We start from the raw sequence: 16,845 nt of genomic DNA, 5'->3' as shown, positions 1-16,845 counted from the left end.
ATGCCCCCATATCCATTTTTAAAGATGTTATTTGGCCAAGCAAGACCGGCCTGTATCTTATTTTTTTAGATCTCCGCGTACCTGCTTGGCTATAGCATCCAGTAAACCGTTAATGAAACCGCTGTCCTTTTTACTAAAAAAGGCATGGGCAACATCGACATATTCGCTGATCACTGTCCCCGTCGGGACTTCGTCCCGTTCCATCAATTCAAATGCCCCTGCGCGCAATATTTGCAACATCGTTTTGTCGAGCCGCCCCATAGACCAGTCAGACGCCAGTTTTTGCGCGATGAGCTGATCAATCTCGTCGCGTTTTTCAGAAACGCCGATGACAATATCGTTAAAAAAATTGACCTCCACCGGTCGATATTGTGCATCCTCTATCTCTGCGCCCAGCCGATGGTCATGAAATTCTTTCAGCAAGCGCGGAATAGGCGTCTTTTCCATATGATGTTGGAATAACGCTTGAACTGCGGCAAGGCGAGCCGTGGAGCGAGTGTTTGATTTTGCAGTCATCTGTTCAATCTTTTCGTTACGCTTGCAGCATGAGCAGGCAAACCTTCTGCTTCGGCGAGCGCAACCGCCGCCGGTCCGATTTTTTCCAGCGACGCCGGGTCACATTCCAGAAAGCTGGTTCGTTTCATGAAGTCAGTAACCGATAATCCGGACGAAAAGCGTGCGCGACGCCCTGTGGGTAGCACATGATTAGGACCAGCAACATAATCACCAATCGCTTCAGGTGTATGGCGTCCCAAAAATACGGAACCGGCATGACGGATCTTGTTAAACAAGGCTTCGGGATTATCGCAGGCCAGTTCCAGATGCTCGGCAGCAAGGCGGTCGACCAGCGGTATGGCTTGTTCAAGAGCATCCACGACGATGATTGCCCCATTGTCGTTCCAGCTTTGCGCCGCAGTCGTACTTGTCGCCAATTTCTCAAGCTGTGAGTCAATACGCAAGGATACCCGCTCGGCAAAATCTGCGTCATCGGTAAATAGAATCGACTGGCTAGTCGGGTCATGCTCTGCTTGAGATAATAAATCTGCCGCAATCCAGTCCGGATCATTCTGACCATCGGCAATTACGACAATTTCGGATGGTCCGGCAACCATGTCAATACCGACAACACCATAAACCTGACGCTTGGCTTCCGCGACCCAGGCATTGCCGGGACCGGTAATCACATCAACCGCGGTGATCTTCTCTGTTCCAAAAGCCAGCGCCGCCACGGCTTGCGCTCCGCCGATGCGCCAGATTTCATCAACTCCGGCAATCTGGGCAGCAGCCAGAACCAACGGGTTCATCTCTCCACCGGGCGTGGGAGTGGCCATGACTATGCGCTCTACGCCTGCGACCTTTGCCGGTATGGCGTTCATCAGCACAGATGATGGATAGGCCGCTCGTCCGCCGGGAATATATATCCCCGCCCGTTCAACTGCATTCCAGCGCGCACCGATACGGACACCCGCGTCGTCACGATAATCGCGATTATCCGGTTTTTGACCTTCGTGATAATCGCGGATACGTATGGCGGCCAGTTCAAGCGCTATCCGTAGATTGGGATCAAGACCGTCCAAAGCAGCTTCACATTCAGTTTGGGAAACCTGCCATCCGGTAAAATCCAGATCATGCCCGTCAAATTTCTGCGTCAGCCGCGATAATGCTTTGTCGCCATTAGCGCGCACATCCTTGATGATGGCACGGACATCTTGCGATACATCGGCATCCGCCTCCCGCCGGGCATTGACTAAAGCGTCAAAGTCCTCGGCAAAGCCGGTATCCGATTTTGATAGCCGCAAAGCCATTATGGCTGCCCTACTAGTTCGCGGAATTTCTGCACTAGCGTTGTCAGTTCCTTACTACGCATTTTGAATGCCGCACGGTTCACCACCAAACGCGCTGATATATCGATTATCCGGTCGGTTTCTACAAGATTATTGGCTTTCAGTGTACTTCCGGATTCGACCAGATCAACTATATGCCGTGACAATCCAAGCGAGGGCGCAAGTTCCATTGCCCCGTTCAGTTTGACGCATTCTGCCTGAATACCGCGCGCTTCAAAATGACGGCTGGTCAAATTGGGATATTTTGTGGCGACACGGATATGTGAAATATTGTCAACCTGCTCCGCATCATCCTTGGGCTGAGCCACCGATAGGCGGCAACGGCCAATGCCCAGATCAACTGGCGCATATAGTTCGCTATAGCTGAATTCTTCGACCACATCAGAACCGACAATACCGATTTGCGCAGCACCATGGGCGACAAAAGTCGCCACATCAAAGGCACGCACACGGATGATCGAGATATGCGAATGATTGGTTCCGAACATCAGGCTGCGATTAGCCTTGTCGAAAAACTCCGGCGCAGGCTCAATACCGGCTTTGGCGAGCATCGGCAAAGCTTCGTCGAGAATCCGTCCCTTGGGGATTGCAAAGATGAGGGGTCTGGTCATAGGCTTTCTGTCATAACGTAGGGCGCATTAGGGCTTCACACCGGAAAGGGCAATATGTCTAACAAGCAAAAGGTGAGAGATGCCTTCATCAATCAGGTTGAATATTGCCGATCAAACGATGCGCCGATTACAGGCCGGATTGTCGAAGCGATTATCGGCGTGGTTGATAGTTATCAGTTTGATGGAAGCAATGGAGTCATTCGCCGGGTTTTGCAATGGGGTGGCGATCCGCTTGCGGATGCCCTGCCCTTGCGGCTTGCAGGCGGCTTTCATGCACTGCATCTGGCTGGCCAGAACAACCGGCTTTCTGCCATTTACAACTGTGATGAAGCCGCTTTTCGCGATGCCGGGCAGATTGTCGCGCAGACCATTGCCAGTGAAGAAGCCGCGCTGTTACCGTGGCTCGATTCCCCTCCGCAGACCAATGAGGCTGGGCGTTCTTCCTCATATATAGCCGGGCTGCTCTGGCTCACCGCGCAGGGCTTAGCGCCACGTTATGAACTACTCGAAATCGGCTCCAGCGCCGGAGTGAACCTGATGATCGACCGCTATCATTATAATCTAGGCGGCACCTGTGTAGGACCGGAAAATGCGCCCTTGTCCTTCAAACCGCAGTGGCAGGGGCCACCGCCCGATGGATCATTTACATTCGAATCAATTCGCGGCTGTGACATTGCGCCGGTTGATCTGGCCGATCCGGTGCAGGCCCGCCGCCTCACTGCCTATATCTGGCCAGAACATAAAATCCGATTTGAGCGAATGAAGGCAGCCATTGCACAGGTCATCGAAAAGCCACCGCAGCTGGATCGCGCCAGCGCGGATGACTGGCTGGCCGAGCAACTCGCCAAGCCCCGGAAAGAAGGCGTGACACGGGTATTGATGCACTCAATCGTCTGGCAATATATCCCCAAAACAGAACGCGAGCGGATCGCACAGATGATGGAAGCGGCTGGAAGCAAAGCAACCGCCAAGCGGCCATTGGCGTGGCTGTCACTTGAAGCCAACCGGGAAAGTTATCGCCACGAATTAACCGTTCGCTATTGGCCCGGTGATGGCCAACCCGTCAAACTGGCTGAGGCCCATGCCCATGGCGCTTGGGTTAAATGGCTTGGGGTCAAATGGCTTGGAGTGAAATAATCAGGAGCCTAAAAGCCCATCACTCGCCCGGAGCCGCCGCCTTGATCGCCATGGCGTGAACCTTGTCCTGCATCAAATCGCCCAGCGCCTTGTTGACCATCCGTTGGCGATTAAGCCGTGATTGCCCTTCAAAAGCCGCACACTCAATTTCCACGGTGAAATGCGATTCTCCGCTGCCATCGTCGCCGGCATGGCCACGATGTTTAGCGCTGTCGTTAATCACATTCAATGTGGTGGGCGATAAAGCGGTCAAAAGCCGCTTTTCAATTTCTGCGGCCACTGGGCCTTTTGATTCTGTTTCCATCTTGCCTATATAGGGCCTTCACCAGAATTTGCGAACTGCCTTCTCACGCCAATATACGGACAATATCTTGCCTGCCTCCCACTCTCAAAAAAAGAAAACCGGCCGCTTTCATGGCCGCGTGGAAACCGAAGGCCAACGATGCGCGATCGACGGCTGCATAGAAGACGGCGAATTTCGTGCACCGCCCGTATATGGCGCATCCCACGGCTATGACGGTCCGGGGCAATATCGCTGGTTGTGCCTTGATCATGTTCGCGAGTTTAATCAAAGCTATGATTATTTTGACGGTATGGATCAGGAGCAGATTTTTGAAGCCCAACATGCCGTTCATGGATGGGCAAATGAAAGCTATAGCAAAAGGCGAATCTATGATTCTGGCCCCGGCGGTGCACCGTCATGGTCTGATTTTGCCGATCCGCTAGACGCAATCGGCGCAAGATTTGCAGCCAGCGTTTCACGGCCACAAAGGTCGGGCCGGATGATCCGCGAAGCCGACCGTAAAGCGCTCAAGACGCTAGGGCTTGGCGAGGAAGCGGAGCGCGGAGAAATCCGCAGACGTTATTCAGAACTGGTCAGAAAATATCATCCTGACCGTAATGGCGGTAACAGAAGTCATGAGAAACAGTTGGCAAATGTAATATCTGCCTATACGCAGCTAAAGGAATCACCGGATTTTAGATGATTATCTGAAACAATAATCTCCGTTGGTCCTTGGCCTGTTGAGGGACCATTAGAAAACGGCGCTATGCGAAAAACAATAGGCGCAGTTCAGCGGGCTTGATGCTAACAGCTAATGAGCCACAAGTTAACGGCGCTTGAAATAATATTGAGGACGAACATGACTGATATACCAAACACCCACCCTTCCGGCAGCGGCGAGACTGTTTTGGACGCACCCGACCAGACGGTCGATGCGCGGGAGATGTTTGGCATTGATCTGGATATGCAAATCCCCGCATTCAGCGAAAAGGATGAGCGGGTTCCGGACCTCGACCCTTCCTATGTGTTTGATCAAGACACAACCGCTGCGATTCTTGCCGGCTTTGCATTTAATCGCCGGGTCATGGTGCAGGGTTTTCACGGCACTGGTAAATCCACCCACATCGAACAGGTAGCCGCGCGCCTCAACTGGCCCTGTATCCGTATCAACCTCGATGCCCATATCAGCCGGATTGATCTTGTTGGCCGTGACGCCATTGTTCTGAAAGATGGGCAGCAAGTTACAGAGTTCCGTGAAGGTCTTTTGCCATGGGCTCTACAGACCCCGACCGCCTTGGTATTCGATGAATATGACGCAGGCCGCCCCGATGTGATGTTCGTGATCCAGCGCGTGCTTGAGGCAGAGGGAAAACTGACCTTGCTCGACCAGAACCGGGTCATCCGTCCCGACCCCAATTTCCGCCTCTTTGCCACAGCCAACACCGTCGGACTAGGCGATACCAGCGGGCTCTATCATGGCACGCAGCAGATTAACCAGGGCCAGATGGACCGCTGGAACATCGTAGTGACGCTCAACTATTTACCCGCTGCAACCGAAGCGAAAGTCATTCTGTCCAAAGTTCCGGACACGGACGACAAAACGGTGGAAAATATGATCAAGGTTGCAGACCTGTCACGCCAAGGCTTTATCAACGGCGACATCTCGACCGTTATGAGCCCGCGAACCGTCATTAGCTGGGCACAAAACGCCGCGATATTCAACAATATCGGCTTTGCGTTCCGCTTGAGTTTCCTCAACAAATGCGACGAAGCCGAACGGATGCTGGTTGCGGAATATTATCAGCGCGTCTTTGGCGAGGATCTTCCCGAAAGTGCGGTCGCTGCATAAACAATATATGCTGTAGCAGGCGATAGTATATCGCCTGGATGAACAAGTCTCACATATTATATCTGTCTGCACTGACCATAGCAAAATGCAGGCAGAATATTTGCGCTTGCCTCTATGCGTATTATATATGTAATACAGCAAGTTCATGCTGAACCGCACGCCTCCTGCCCATGAACCAGATGATGGTCTTTCGCGTCGTCGGGGATTCTCGCTATTTCGTCGCAAAAAGCCCTATGAAACCGTATTTTGTGACTCTTACGGCAATCCCCTGCCCCCGCACGATCAGGATGAACCGCTCGCCCCGATCAAAAAGCCGCGAGGAAAATGGTGGTGGTTCAGCCGCGGCGTAGCCGCTTTTCTGTTTCTGTTCATTATGTTGATCGCTTGGCTTGCGATTACTGCGCCGCTGTCCAAATCCTTACAACCCATTGCTCCACCACAAATCACTTTGCTGACATCCGACGGGCAGCCCATTGCGCGTGACGGAGCAGTGGTTGATGAGCCGGTAAAAGTGGCAGAGCTTCCCGATCATGTGGCGGATGCATTTCTGGCAATAGAGGACAGGCGTTTCTATTCCCATTGGGGCCTTGATCCACGCAGCCTTGCCCGCGCGCTGTGGAGCAATATAAGCGGCGATGGCATGATGCAGGGCGGCAGCACGATTACCCAGCAACTTGCCAAGCTGACCTTTTTGACACCGGAACGCAGCCTGAGTCGCAAGGCCAGAGAGATGTTTATCGCGTTTTGGCTGGAAGCATGGCTTAGCAAAGACGAGATACTGGAGCGTTATCTTTCAAACGTCTATTTTGGTGACAATGTTTATGGCCTTCGTGCCGCATCGCTTCATTATTATTACCGCCAGCCGGAAAACCTGAAACCGGAGCAGGCTATCATGCTTGCCGGACTGGTTCAGGCGCCTTCCCGTCTTGCACCAACCCGCAATCCCGATCTGGCTTCCAAACGGGCCAAGCTGGTAAAAGCGGCAATGGTCGATGCCGGTTTTCTTACGCAGGAAAAAGCCGACAAGCTGCCCAATCCGGTGCTCGATGTGCGTATTCGCAACACATTGCCGACCGGAACCTATTTTGCTGACTGGGCCATGCCGCGCGCCCGTGCGCGCTCTGCGATGAGTTATAACAAGGTGACTCTGACCACGACCCTCGATTCGCGGTTACAGAATATTGCCAATGATGTTGTAAGCCGCGCCCCGCTGGGCAAAGCGCAGGTGGCCCTGATCGCAATGCGGCCCGACGGCGAAGTGGTCGCCATGATTGGTGGACGCAATTACAAAGAATCCGCATTTAACCGTGTGACCCAGGCCAGACGGCAACCGGGATCTACGTTCAAACTGTTCGTGTGGCTTGCTGCATTGCGTGCGGACATGCGGCCCGATGATTTGGTAGATGATAGCCCGATCACCCAAGGCGGCTATCTGCCTAAAAATGCTGGCGAGAAATATCGCGGTCAAATCACACTCAAGGAAGCCTTTGCAAAATCAAGCAATGTCGCGGCAGTCCGGATATTCGGGCAAGTTGGTGACAAAGCGGTTATCCGTGAAGCGCGAAATCTAGGAGTCACGTCAAAACTAGCGGAAAATGATCCCAGTCTCGCTCTTGGTACATCGAGCATGACATTGATGGAATTAACCGCTGCCTATGCCGGTGTAGCGGGCAATAGTTGGCCGGTAAAACCTTATGCCTTCAAAAAGGACAAGCAAAGCTGGGCAGAATGGCTGTTCGACTGGCCGGGCCGTTATGGCACCAACACGCACCGGCGGATGGAGGACATGCTACGCGCCGCAGTCAATAACGGCACGGGGCGCAATGCCCGGCTTGCCATTGCCAATTACGGAAAAACCGGCACCAGCCAGAATAACCGTGACGCGCTGTTCGTTGGCTACGCCGGAAATCTGGTGGTTGGCGTGTGGGTCGGCAATGATGACAACAGCCCTCTAAAAGGCGTGAACGGGGGCAGCATTCCGGCGCAGATATGGCGGAATTTCATGATAAGAGCGATACAAGGCGCCGGTCCGTCCGGTAAAAAGAAACCCGCTCAAAAACCCGACCCGGATGGTCCGGTCGGACCTTTGGATGTTCCGGATAATGAGGATTTGCAGGACATTCCCATTGATCTGCGCCAATCGGAAATCCGTATCAATGGCGCTGACGGTGTCTCAGTATCAACCCGAATTGGCGGTGTTGCGGTGGACCTGAATATAAATGGCGACGGGCTAGCGGTCGAAAGCGGGGCCAGACAAAACGGTTCACTACCAGAAGATCGTTAAACTGTCTGAAGCCTGCCTAACAAAATCAGTGAATTTAGACCTTTGATTCCCCTCAACTTTCCGCTTATGGCTAGTAGCCTCTATGGCTGATCGTTCCAAACTTGATGACCTGAAAGACGTGCTTGGCGGAGCTGCGCGCGCGTTATCCCGTGAAACCGAACTGGAGCTGGCTTATACAGCCGAAGCGCCTTCACAATCGGGACAGCACCTTAAAGTGCCGATGCCAGCGCGTGATTTGCCAGCGGATCAGGTCGCCCAAGCGCGCGGCTTTGCCGATAGTTTCGCCTTAAAACTGCGTTACCATAACGAAGCAAGTCACAAGAAAAACGCCCCGCAGGAAGCGATAGCCCGCGCCTGTTTCGATGCTTTGGAACAGGTCCGGACCGATGCTTTGGGCTCCCGCAACATGAAGGGCGTGACCGGCAATCTTGATGCCGCTCTGGAAATGCGGATGCGCTCTGACCCGATTTCTCGTGCACAGAACCGTGATGAAGTGCCTGTTTCAACCGCTCTGGCGCTGCTCGCCCGTGAAAAACTGACCGGAGAGAAGCCACCGGAATCGACGCAAAAAGGCGTGGATATGTTGCGCGAGTGGATTGAGGAAAGCGCTGGCACTGATCTGGACGGGCTAAACCTGACGCTTGATGACCAAGAGAGTTTCGCCAAACTTTCGACACAGCTTCTCGAACATCTTGATCTGATCAAAAGCGATGATGAAACATCCGAAGCCGATGACAGCGACGAAGATTCCGACGACGATAGCGATGAACAAACAGATGATGGCGCGGACGACGAAACGACGGGGGATCAGGGGCAGCAGGATATGCGCTCTGAACAGTCCGAAGATGACGCTCAGGAAAGCGAAAGCGAGCTAAGCCCCGACGATCTGGAAGAAGGCGCTGAGGATGAAATGGGCGAAGGCGGGGATGAAGGCATGATGCCGGTTCGTCCCAACCGCCCGATGTCCGATCTGCCACCCGGCTTTGATTATGCGCCGTGGAGCGAAAAATATGACGAGATTATCAACGCAACCGAATTATGCGATGATGATGAACTGACCCGGTTGCGGGCGTTTCTCGATCAGCAATTGACCAGCCTTCAAGGTGCAGTGACAAAGCTCGCCAATCGCTTGCAACGCCGCTTGATGGCACAGCAAAACCGCAGTTGGGATTTTGATCAGGAAGAAGGCATGCTTGACGCGGCCCGCCTTGCCCGTGTGGTGAGCAATCCGGCGCATAGCCTTTCTTATAAAATCGAACGCGAGACCGATTTCCGCGACACGGTAGTGACCCTGTTGATCGACAATTCGGGATCAATGCGGGGACGGCCAATCAGCATTGCCGCGATAAGCGCAGATATTATGGCACGGACGCTGGAACGCTGCGGCGTCAAAACAGAGATATTGGGCTTTACTACCCGCGCTTGGAAAGGTGGACAGTGCCGTGAAGACTGGCTGGCGGCTGATCGTCCTGCCAATCCCGGCCGTCTGAATGATTTGCGTCATATCATATACAAACAAGCCGATGAGCCATGGCGGCGGGCGCGCAAAAACCTTGGGCTGATGATGCGCGAAGGCTTGCTGAAAGAAAATATCGACGGCGAGGCATTGCTCTGGGCCCACAGCCGTTTGATCGCACGTCCTGAAGAACGCCGCATATTGATGGTTATTTCTGATGGTGCACCAGTTGATGATTCAACCCTGTCGGTCAACCATGGTGCTTATCTGGAAAATCATTTGCGTAAGGTAATTGAATGGATCGAGAGTCGTTCACCAGTGCAACTGGTTGCAATCGGCATTGGCCATGATGTGACCCGCTATTACAAACGCGCAGTCACCATCATGGATGCAGAGCAACTGGGCGGTACTATGGTTGAACAACTGGCCGGTCTTTTTGACGAGGAACAAAAATGAATGTAACCCAAGCCGTTCAATCCCGCCGGGCCATTCGCCAGTTTCTCGACAAACCAGTCGATAAGACAATATTAGATAAAGTTTTAAAAACCGCTTCCCGCGCCCCCTCGGGCGGTAACACACAACCATGGAATGCGGTTATCGTAAGCGGTGAGGAACTCACACGCATTGCTGATGCTATAAAAGCCAAAGTTCCAAATGCCCCGGGGGGTGAGGATAAAGAATATGATATTTATCCCAAGGGTCTGGATGGGCGTTATGAAGAACAACGTCGCAGTGTCGGTAAAGCCATGTTCAATGCCCTGAAGATTCCCAAAGGCGACCGCAGCGCCGGGATTAAGCAGATGATGGCAAACTGGGACAGCTTTGGCGCGCCAGTACAGCTTTTTACTTATACTCCCAAATATATGGGCCCGCCGCAATGGTCGGATATGGGCATGTGGCTGCAAACCGTCATGCTACTCCTCCGCGAGGAAGGGCTGGATAGCTGCCCCCAGGAAATCTGGGCTATGTATGGCACTTATATGCGCGAATTGCTGAACATTGATGATGATCATATCTTTTTTTGCGGTATGGCAATTGGTTACCGCGATCCCGAAGCGCCGGTTAACAATTTTGACGTGCCTCGCGTCCCAGTGGCCGAAACTGTTAAGTTTCGAGGATTCTAGATCCACCCTATAACCATCCTGCAAATAGCTGGTCATAAGTAATTAAGATGAGTGATAATTGTCACCGGGCTATCAATATTCTACTATAGCAGACTCGAGAATATCGCGTATAAACATATCTGGGCATTTCAGGTCGCAAATTGAATGGCTTTCTCTGTTGTAGAGAACGAGCTTTCGTGGGGAATATATGACTAGTCCGAGAAATTATAGTTTGCCATTATTGGCATTGCTTCCGGCGTTGGCATTGGCAACGACAGCATCTGCTGCTTCTGCTCAGGATAAGTCTGTCCAACTGCGCGACAGTTTCCCGATAGGATCCGGCGAAGGCACACTCTGCCAGGTTCAGGACCGGAGCCTTGAAAATAAAGCAAAGCAAAGTATTTTTGACCGGAGCTGGACCGTAGTTTGCCGTGATTCTGCTCGTCCGGTTAGCACCCTTTATGCCTTTCGCTCACCACAGACAGATGTTTTAGCTAGCGTTGCAGAACATCGCCAAAATCAGGTTTCCTGTGATGAAGATGCCCGGCAAGACATATTGGAAGGCATTGATCGAAATGTCTGCCATCTTGCAAACGAACCGGTCAAATACTCGATATTCCAAAAGCGGCACGGCAATGTTACTTATGTAGCAGAAGGACTGACCGCTTATGATAGCGCCACTATATTGGCGCTAAAGTCGATTATGTCAGACAAAATTGTCGCTGGGAAAATAGATGTTGCCACAACTTCTATCAGCGACCCGCTGGCCTTTGCCAGAGTGCAGGCACTGACATTAAAGCCCGATCTAGCGCTCGCAGAAGGGTATAGGCGCAATCATAGCGGCAATTACGCTGAAGCAGCCGCGTTTTTTGAAACATTGCAACAACGCACCGAAAATCTGGATGAAACGGACATAAATCCGGAAGAATTCTATATCAACAGAGCTTTACAAAAATCCAATCTGGGAGAATTTGCCGAAGCAGACGCCCTGTTTGAACAGGCGCGATCAATAGTTTCGGATAATATAGTTAGCCACAAATTATTGCGGAACTTTGAGGGTATACATCTTCTCAACCAGGGGCGTTACGACGCGGCGGTAGAACGAATTAACCTGCCAATAAAAACATCAGAGAACCGCCGGGATGCTTTGATATCCGATCTAACTATAACCACTCCCATTGCGACACGTATTAACGGGAACAGCAAAGCCAGTGACCTGCTCGGCTATAATGCCGGCCTGAAATTGACCGATGCAGAGCGCGGCGAACTGATTGATGCTCAGGCGTTACAGCTTATCGGCACGGCACAGCGTATCAAGGGCAAAACCCAAGCTGCTCGAACATCACTGACTAACGCCTATAACCGGGCAGTCGCCGTCCGCAGTGGACGAGTAGAATCTATCACCCGGCTGCGCGCACAAATATTATCGGAACTAGCCTTGATTTCCGAGTCAGAAGGCAAGTTTTCCGATGCCGAACAGCTGTTGCGTAATGCTTTGGATTTGGTGGAGCTACAATATCCGGAAACACGGGCAGTTAATGCATCCAAAGCAAAACTGGCCAGCTATTTACTGCGTCGTGGCAATCAAAACGAAGCGCGTCGTTTATACCGCGAAGTTGTCGACAATTCGTTAGGAAAGCGTAATGCCGTTACCGGGCTTTCCAATCAATTGGCTCCTTATTTTGAACTGATGAGCAATGATCCGGATTCTGCTGCGGAATTTTTTAAGGCTTCGCAAATATTGGTCCGGCCCGGTGTCGCAGAAACGCAGGCGGCCCTTTCCCGTGAATTGAGCGGCGGAACAGATGAGGCCGCCCGTCTTTTCCGGCAATCCAGCAATCTTGACCGCAGCATTGAAAGGCTGCGTATGCGCTTTACCGCGCTGGGCAAACTGGAACAAACACCAGAGACACAGCGCCACCGCAAAGAACTGGCACAAGACATTGCAGAGCTGGAACGCAACCAGCAATTAACTATCGTCAGCCTGTCAAAATTTCCGCAATATCGCGCGGTAGCGGGGAACTCCATCAGCCTGGACAATTTGCGCGCTGAAATGGACCCGTCCGAAGCTTATGTCCGGATGGCTGTGGTGGGCGATGATATATTCATGTTCTACGCGGACAAAGAATTTGCGAGCGCCTATAAACCATCTTTGAGTGCCGATACGCTTGATAAACAGGTCGATCTTTTGCGCGCCTCTATTTCCGTTTTTGAAAATGGGCAATATGTCACCTATCCCTTTGATATTGAGACATCGCGTAGCCTTTATAAAAATCTGCTGGGACCGATTACGGAGCGCCTCTCAGCTAAAACACATCTGATTTTTGAACCTGATGGTGCCATGTTGCGCTTGCCAATCAACCTGCTGGTTACCGATGATGCCTCCGTCGATAAATATCTTGCACGTATTGACCGGCCAGATGGCGATCCGTTCAACTTTACCGGCGTCCATTGGCTCGGAAGCAATATCAACATAAGCACTGCGGTTTCAGCGAGCAGCTTTGCCGATGCGCGCAAGGCTCCGGTATCTAATGCCTCCCATCAATATCTGGGCTTTGGAAGCAACCAGCCTGTTTTGGCTGATACAACCATTGGCGGCGTTCGGGCTTCATCCGAAGGACTTGATGCAAATTGCAACTGGTCGCTTAATGAGTGGAACAAGCCTATTTCGGATGCTGAACTGGTTCAGGCGCGTTCCATTGTTGATGAAAATGGTTCCAGCGTTCTGACGGGCAAGGAATTCAGCGATGATCGGGTTATGGCGAAATCAGACATTGCCGACTATCGGATATTGCATTTTGCTACTCATGGTCTGGTAACTGCACCGCGGCCATCCTGTCCTGCAAAACCAGCCTTGCTAACTTCATTTGGCGGTGAGAATTCAGATGGATTACTGGCTTTTGACGAGATTTTTGATCTTAAGCTAGATGCAGATATCGTCATTCTTTCTGCCTGTGATACCGCCGGAAAGGCCAGTATTCAGGCAACCCGCGAAGCTGGTGTCAGTTCGGGTGGCGGGACGGCGTTGGATGGGCTGGTGCGATCCTTCATCGGTGCCGGTAGCCGTTTGGTTTTGGCCAGCCATTGGCCAGCGCCTGATGATTTTCGCGCCACAGAACGCCTGATTGGAGGCTTGTTCGCCGATGGCAAAGGGCAATCTATTGCCACTGCATTACGGATTTCCCAAAATAAACTTATGAATGATCCAATCACATCGCACCCCTATTATTGGTCCGGATTTGCCATTATTGGTGATGGATCAAGGCCATTTTTACCCAGTGAGGCGAGCGGAAACGGCGTCGCAGCAACACATCCGGCATCTTCTGCCTTCAAATAATGTCCAATTTCAATAGTCATAACGGCCCTGTGTCAGCCAACCGCGATGTAAAAGCGGAGGCCCGCGGGATATTGCAGTCGTTACGGCGGATGTTCAATCAATTGGGGCCGATCCGCCTTGGGTCCACGCTGCTATTTTTGGTCCTCGCACTGCTCATGGCCCGGTTTAGCTGGTCCACACCGCTGATTCAGGATGCCGAGCGCGCTCTCTATGATATGCGTGCTTCTGTTTTTGCGCCAGAGGTGGAAAAAGAAGACCGGATCGTCATGATCGTTTATAACGAAGATACGCTGAAACTGACGGGACAGCGATCTCCGGTTGACCGGACGATATTGGCGCAGGCGCTGGAAACAATTGATAATGCGGGCGCGAAATCCATCGGGATCGATATTTTGTTCGATATGCCGCAAGATGATGATGATCTGTTGATTTCGTCGTTCAACCAGATGGAAACGCCCACTTACATTGCTTATGCCGACCCTGAAACCAATCGTGAAATCGATTTTACCCAGCACCAGTTTCTCGATCAGTTTCTTGAAGAAGTAGAAAGCGATACAGTCAAAAGGACCAGCATCCGTCTGGAAACCGACAGCGACGGCGTCGCACGGCGCTGGGCGGCTGAACGTGAGGGGCTGCCCCCGTTTTTAGCTATTGCCCTGACCAAGCCCAATCCCGCATTTGCGGCAAACGACGGGGCCATCCGCTATCTGGTTCCGGCCAGATCCGATATGCCGGTATTTGACAAATTTCCGATCGAAAGTTTTGCCGATCCAGCAACAGCAGATATGCTGCAATCATTCATCAAGGACAAATATGTCTTGATTGGCGGCGACTTTATCGACCGCGACCGGTTTGAAACGCCGGTTGGTTCGATCACCGACTTGCAAAGCGAAGATGGCAAGATGATCGGTCTGGAAGTGCATGCCCATATGTTAGCGCAATTGCTTAACAATGACATACCGGCCCCGATCCCTTCATGGGTATTATGGACAGCTGCGCTGCTTGTCGCGATAGGCGGCGGCTTGTCTGCGCTTGTCGTGGGTGACCCATTAAAGGTTGCAGCTATTTTACTGGCCCAGTTTATTTTCTTTCTGGTTTTTCCCTTTACCTTGCAAAAACTTGGCACTGACACATTGACCCTGCCTGCATTCGGATGGGCTTTGGGTTGGCTCTTTGGCTATGCTTCTGTCGGATCAGCGGCAAGAACGGTCAATTCCAAACAGCGGGCTTTTGCACAGAATGCTTTAGGAAAATATCTTCCCAAATCAATCGCGGGCGAGATATTACGTGATCCCGAAAAGCTCGCCCTGCACGGTGAAAAGCGTCAGATATTCGCGGTGTTTACTGACCTTGAAGGATTCACGAAACTAAGCCACGCCATCGAACCGGAAATGGTTGCAACATTACTTAACGACTATCTCGACCGGCTTAGCGACGTTGCGCTGGAATATGGCGGGACGATTGACAAATTTGTCGGTGACGCACTGGTCTGTTTCTGGGGCGCACCCCTTGCCTATCCGGATGATGGCGAGCGCGCGGCAAAGGCTGCTTATGCGCTTTATCAGGCCGGTGAAGAATTTCGCAAGAACGTCCCCGAAGGCGTCCCGCCTATTGGCCGGACGCGGGTTGGCATGCATTATGGCGACGCCATCGTCGGTAATTTTGGGGGAGAGGGCCGCATCCAATATACTGCTCTTGGTGACGCCATGAATACTGCGGCAAGACTGGAAGCCGCCAATAAAACTTTGGAAACAAAAGTTTTGGTCAGTAAAGAAGCGATGGAACGCACTGGACTGGATTGGTATCGACCTATGGGAAAGGTGACTTTGAGAGGCCGGTCCACTCCTGTTGAAGTATTTGAACCCATGCCCGATTGGGAAGAAAAAGACCGGGCAGCAGTGACGGCTGTCATAACGGCACATAATAATGGTGATAATAATTACGCTCAGGCACTTGGCGCCATGATGACACAATATCGTGAGGATTCAGGTCTTTCCAATTTGCTGACAAGATTAAAAAAGACAAAAAATGGAGAAAGCTATGCACTCGGTTGAATGTAACACGGCACAATCTGGAAAATTTGCTCGCAAATTTGGTAAAGTGGCTTTGGGAGCAATCTTGCTCGTTGGCGTCAGCGGTGCAGCAGTCGCTCAAAATATGGTCATTCGCTCGACCGGTCCCTCTGCCAAATCCTATCCGGCTGGTAAAAAACTTTCCAGCAACGCGAAACTGAAACTTAAAAAACTGGACCGGGTAACGATCCTCGGTAAGAGCGGCACCCGTGTGTTCAAAGGCCCAGGCACTTATTCTTTGAATAAAAGCGCCAATAACCGGTCGAGCAGCTCGACGCGTCTGAGCAGTTTCATAAATAACCGTGGGAGTAGCCGGGCCAGAACCGGGGCAGTCCGGAGTGCGGGCGTCGGCATGGCTGATGCCGAACCACAGAATCCCAATTTATGGTTTCTTGATGTGACCAAAGGCGGAAAATTCTGCGTTGCAGATGCCAGCACATTGGTCTTGTGGCGTCCTGACTATACCGGATCAGCCACGGCTGATATTGTCGAGCCGAATGATGGCGTGGTAACGAAAGTCTCTTGGCAAAAAGGCAACCCTCTGAAAAGCTGGCCAATCGCAGAAGCGCCGTTACAAGATGGAGCGAGCTATCGGCTGATCGGATCGAATGTTGAAAAATCCGTCGAAGTTAATTTCGTGATGTTGAACGAAGCACCGCAAAACCTTGATGAAGCGGCGGCGGCGCTGATCGCCAACGACTGCCAGAGTCAGCTTGATCTGCTGGTAGAAACACTCGGTGATGGTTCAGCGGACGCTCAAAAGCAGGGTTAATATAATGATACACGCCCCAATATGAGGGTCGGGGCGTAAGAAGACATTATAATATTTCCGTAGTAATCCCTGCGGAAATTCGGAAAAACGGGGTAGA

General features: G+C 51.9%; 13 protein-coding genes. 9 read left to right on the top strand and 4 right to left on the bottom strand.

Annotated features, from left to right (window positions below; genetic code table 11):
* Positions 1-57 precede the first annotated feature (57 nt).
* Genes nusB through hisG form a run of 3 tightly spaced genes read right to left on the bottom strand, consistent with a single transcriptional unit; the run spans position 58 to position 2,455 of the window.
* Positions 58-516 (bottom strand): transcription antitermination factor NusB, encoded by a 459-nt coding sequence (gene nusB, locus AB1K62_RS09070; protein WP_367003133.1) that lies wholly within the window; start codon positions 514-516, stop codon positions 58-60.
* Positions 513-1,805, bottom strand: a complete 1,293-nt coding sequence (hisD, locus tag AB1K62_RS09065) for a histidinol dehydrogenase (protein WP_367003131.1) — start codon at positions 1,803-1,805, stop codon at positions 513-515. Before hisD ends, nusB begins: the two co-directional genes overlap by 4 nt.
* On the bottom strand, positions 1,805-2,455 hold the full coding sequence (hisG, locus tag AB1K62_RS09060) for an ATP phosphoribosyltransferase (protein WP_367003129.1): 651 nt from the start codon (positions 2,453-2,455) through the stop codon (positions 1,805-1,807). The genes hisD and hisG overlap by 1 nt, the downstream gene beginning before the upstream one ends.
* 54 nt (positions 2,456-2,509) lie before the next feature.
* On the opposite strand from hisG, the gene AB1K62_RS09055 reads away from it, so the two are divergent.
* Positions 2,510-3,592 carry a DUF2332 domain-containing protein gene (locus tag AB1K62_RS09055; RefSeq protein ID WP_367003127.1) on the top strand — a complete coding sequence of 361 codons (1,083 nt, stop codon included), beginning with the start codon at positions 2,510-2,512 and terminating at the stop codon, positions 3,590-3,592.
* Between the two features lie 19 nt (positions 3,593-3,611).
* Here AB1K62_RS09055 and AB1K62_RS09050 read toward each other — a convergent pair whose 3' ends face one another.
* The gene (locus AB1K62_RS09050; protein ID WP_367003125.1) at positions 3,612-3,896 is read right to left on the bottom strand and encodes a BolA family protein; all 285 of its coding nucleotides are present in this window, start codon (positions 3,894-3,896) and stop codon (positions 3,612-3,614) included.
* 67 nt (positions 3,897-3,963) lie between these two features.
* Here AB1K62_RS09050 and AB1K62_RS09045 point away from each other — a divergent pair, with 67 nt between their 5' ends.
* The 8 genes from AB1K62_RS09045 (at position 3,964) to AB1K62_RS09010 (ending at position 16,748) form a co-directional block, all read left to right on the top strand.
* Positions 3,964-4,578, top strand: coding sequence for a J domain-containing protein (locus AB1K62_RS09045; RefSeq protein WP_367003123.1), 615 nt, complete (start codon positions 3,964-3,966; stop codon positions 4,576-4,578).
* Positions 4,579-4,734: 156 nt separating this feature from the next.
* Positions 4,735-5,724: a cobaltochelatase subunit CobS gene (cobS, locus tag AB1K62_RS09040; RefSeq protein ID WP_367003119.1), complete on the top strand. Its 990-nt coding sequence runs from the start codon at positions 4,735-4,737 to the stop codon at positions 5,722-5,724.
* Between the two features lie 145 nt (positions 5,725-5,869).
* Positions 5,870-8,008 carry a transglycosylase domain-containing protein gene (locus AB1K62_RS09035; protein WP_367003116.1) on the top strand — a complete coding sequence of 713 codons (2,139 nt, stop codon included), beginning with the start codon at positions 5,870-5,872 and terminating at the stop codon, positions 8,006-8,008.
* A gap of 82 nt (positions 8,009-8,090) precedes the next feature.
* Positions 8,091-9,920: a cobaltochelatase subunit CobT gene (gene cobT / locus AB1K62_RS09030; RefSeq protein WP_367003114.1), complete on the top strand. Its 1,830-nt coding sequence runs from the start codon at positions 8,091-8,093 to the stop codon at positions 9,918-9,920.
* Positions 9,917-10,588: a nitroreductase gene (locus AB1K62_RS09025; RefSeq protein ID WP_367003112.1), complete on the top strand. Its 672-nt coding sequence runs from the start codon at positions 9,917-9,919 to the stop codon at positions 10,586-10,588. The genes cobT and AB1K62_RS09025 overlap by 4 nt, the downstream gene beginning before the upstream one ends.
* Positions 10,589-10,775: 187 nt before the next feature.
* A complete protein-coding gene (locus AB1K62_RS09020) occupies positions 10,776-13,904 on the top strand; it encodes a CHAT domain-containing tetratricopeptide repeat protein (RefSeq protein ID WP_367003110.1) in 3,129 nt (1,042 codons plus the stop codon).
* Positions 13,904-15,958, top strand: coding sequence for an adenylate/guanylate cyclase domain-containing protein (locus AB1K62_RS09015; RefSeq protein WP_367003108.1), 2,055 nt, complete (start codon positions 13,904-13,906; stop codon positions 15,956-15,958). Before AB1K62_RS09020 ends, AB1K62_RS09015 begins: the two co-directional genes overlap by 1 nt.
* Complete coding sequence (locus tag AB1K62_RS09010; protein ID WP_367003106.1) at positions 15,945-16,748, top strand: hypothetical protein; 804 nt, start codon at positions 15,945-15,947, stop codon at positions 16,746-16,748. Before AB1K62_RS09015 ends, AB1K62_RS09010 begins: the two co-directional genes overlap by 14 nt.
* Positions 16,749-16,845: the final 97 nt, after the last annotated feature.

Source organism: Parasphingorhabdus sp. JC815 (genome assembly GCF_040717415.1).
Taxonomy (GTDB): Bacteria; Pseudomonadota; Alphaproteobacteria; order Sphingomonadales; family Sphingomonadaceae; genus Parasphingorhabdus.
Note: the sequence above shows the minus strand (reverse complement) of the source record. Positions and strands in the feature narration are given on the sequence as shown.

Coding starts and splice junctions, on each gene's coding strand:
- hisG (WP_367003129.1), bottom strand. CDS start 2,455: ATGACCAGACCCCTCATCTTTGCAATCCCCAAGGGACGGATTCTCGAC.
- cobT (WP_367003114.1), top strand. CDS start 8,091: ATGGCTGATCGTTCCAAACTTGATGACCTGAAAGACGTGCTTGGCGGA.
- AB1K62_RS09055 (WP_367003127.1), top strand. CDS start 2,510: ATGTCTAACAAGCAAAAGGTGAGAGATGCCTTCATCAATCAGGTTGAA.
- cobS (WP_367003119.1), top strand. CDS start 4,735: ATGACTGATATACCAAACACCCACCCTTCCGGCAGCGGCGAGACTGTT.
- AB1K62_RS09035 (WP_367003116.1), top strand. CDS start 5,870: ATGCTGAACCGCACGCCTCCTGCCCATGAACCAGATGATGGTCTTTCG.
- AB1K62_RS09010 (WP_367003106.1), top strand. CDS start 15,945: ATGCACTCGGTTGAATGTAACACGGCACAATCTGGAAAATTTGCTCGC.
- AB1K62_RS09050 (WP_367003125.1), bottom strand. CDS start 3,896: ATGGAAACAGAATCAAAAGGCCCAGTGGCCGCAGAAATTGAAAAGCGG.
- AB1K62_RS09020 (WP_367003110.1), top strand. CDS start 10,776: ATGACTAGTCCGAGAAATTATAGTTTGCCATTATTGGCATTGCTTCCG.
- hisD (WP_367003131.1), bottom strand. CDS start 1,805: ATGGCTTTGCGGCTATCAAAATCGGATACCGGCTTTGCCGAGGACTTT.
- AB1K62_RS09015 (WP_367003108.1), top strand. CDS start 13,904: ATGTCCAATTTCAATAGTCATAACGGCCCTGTGTCAGCCAACCGCGAT.
- AB1K62_RS09025 (WP_367003112.1), top strand. CDS start 9,917: ATGAATGTAACCCAAGCCGTTCAATCCCGCCGGGCCATTCGCCAGTTT.
- nusB (WP_367003133.1), bottom strand. CDS start 516: ATGACTGCAAAATCAAACACTCGCTCCACGGCTCGCCTTGCCGCAGTT.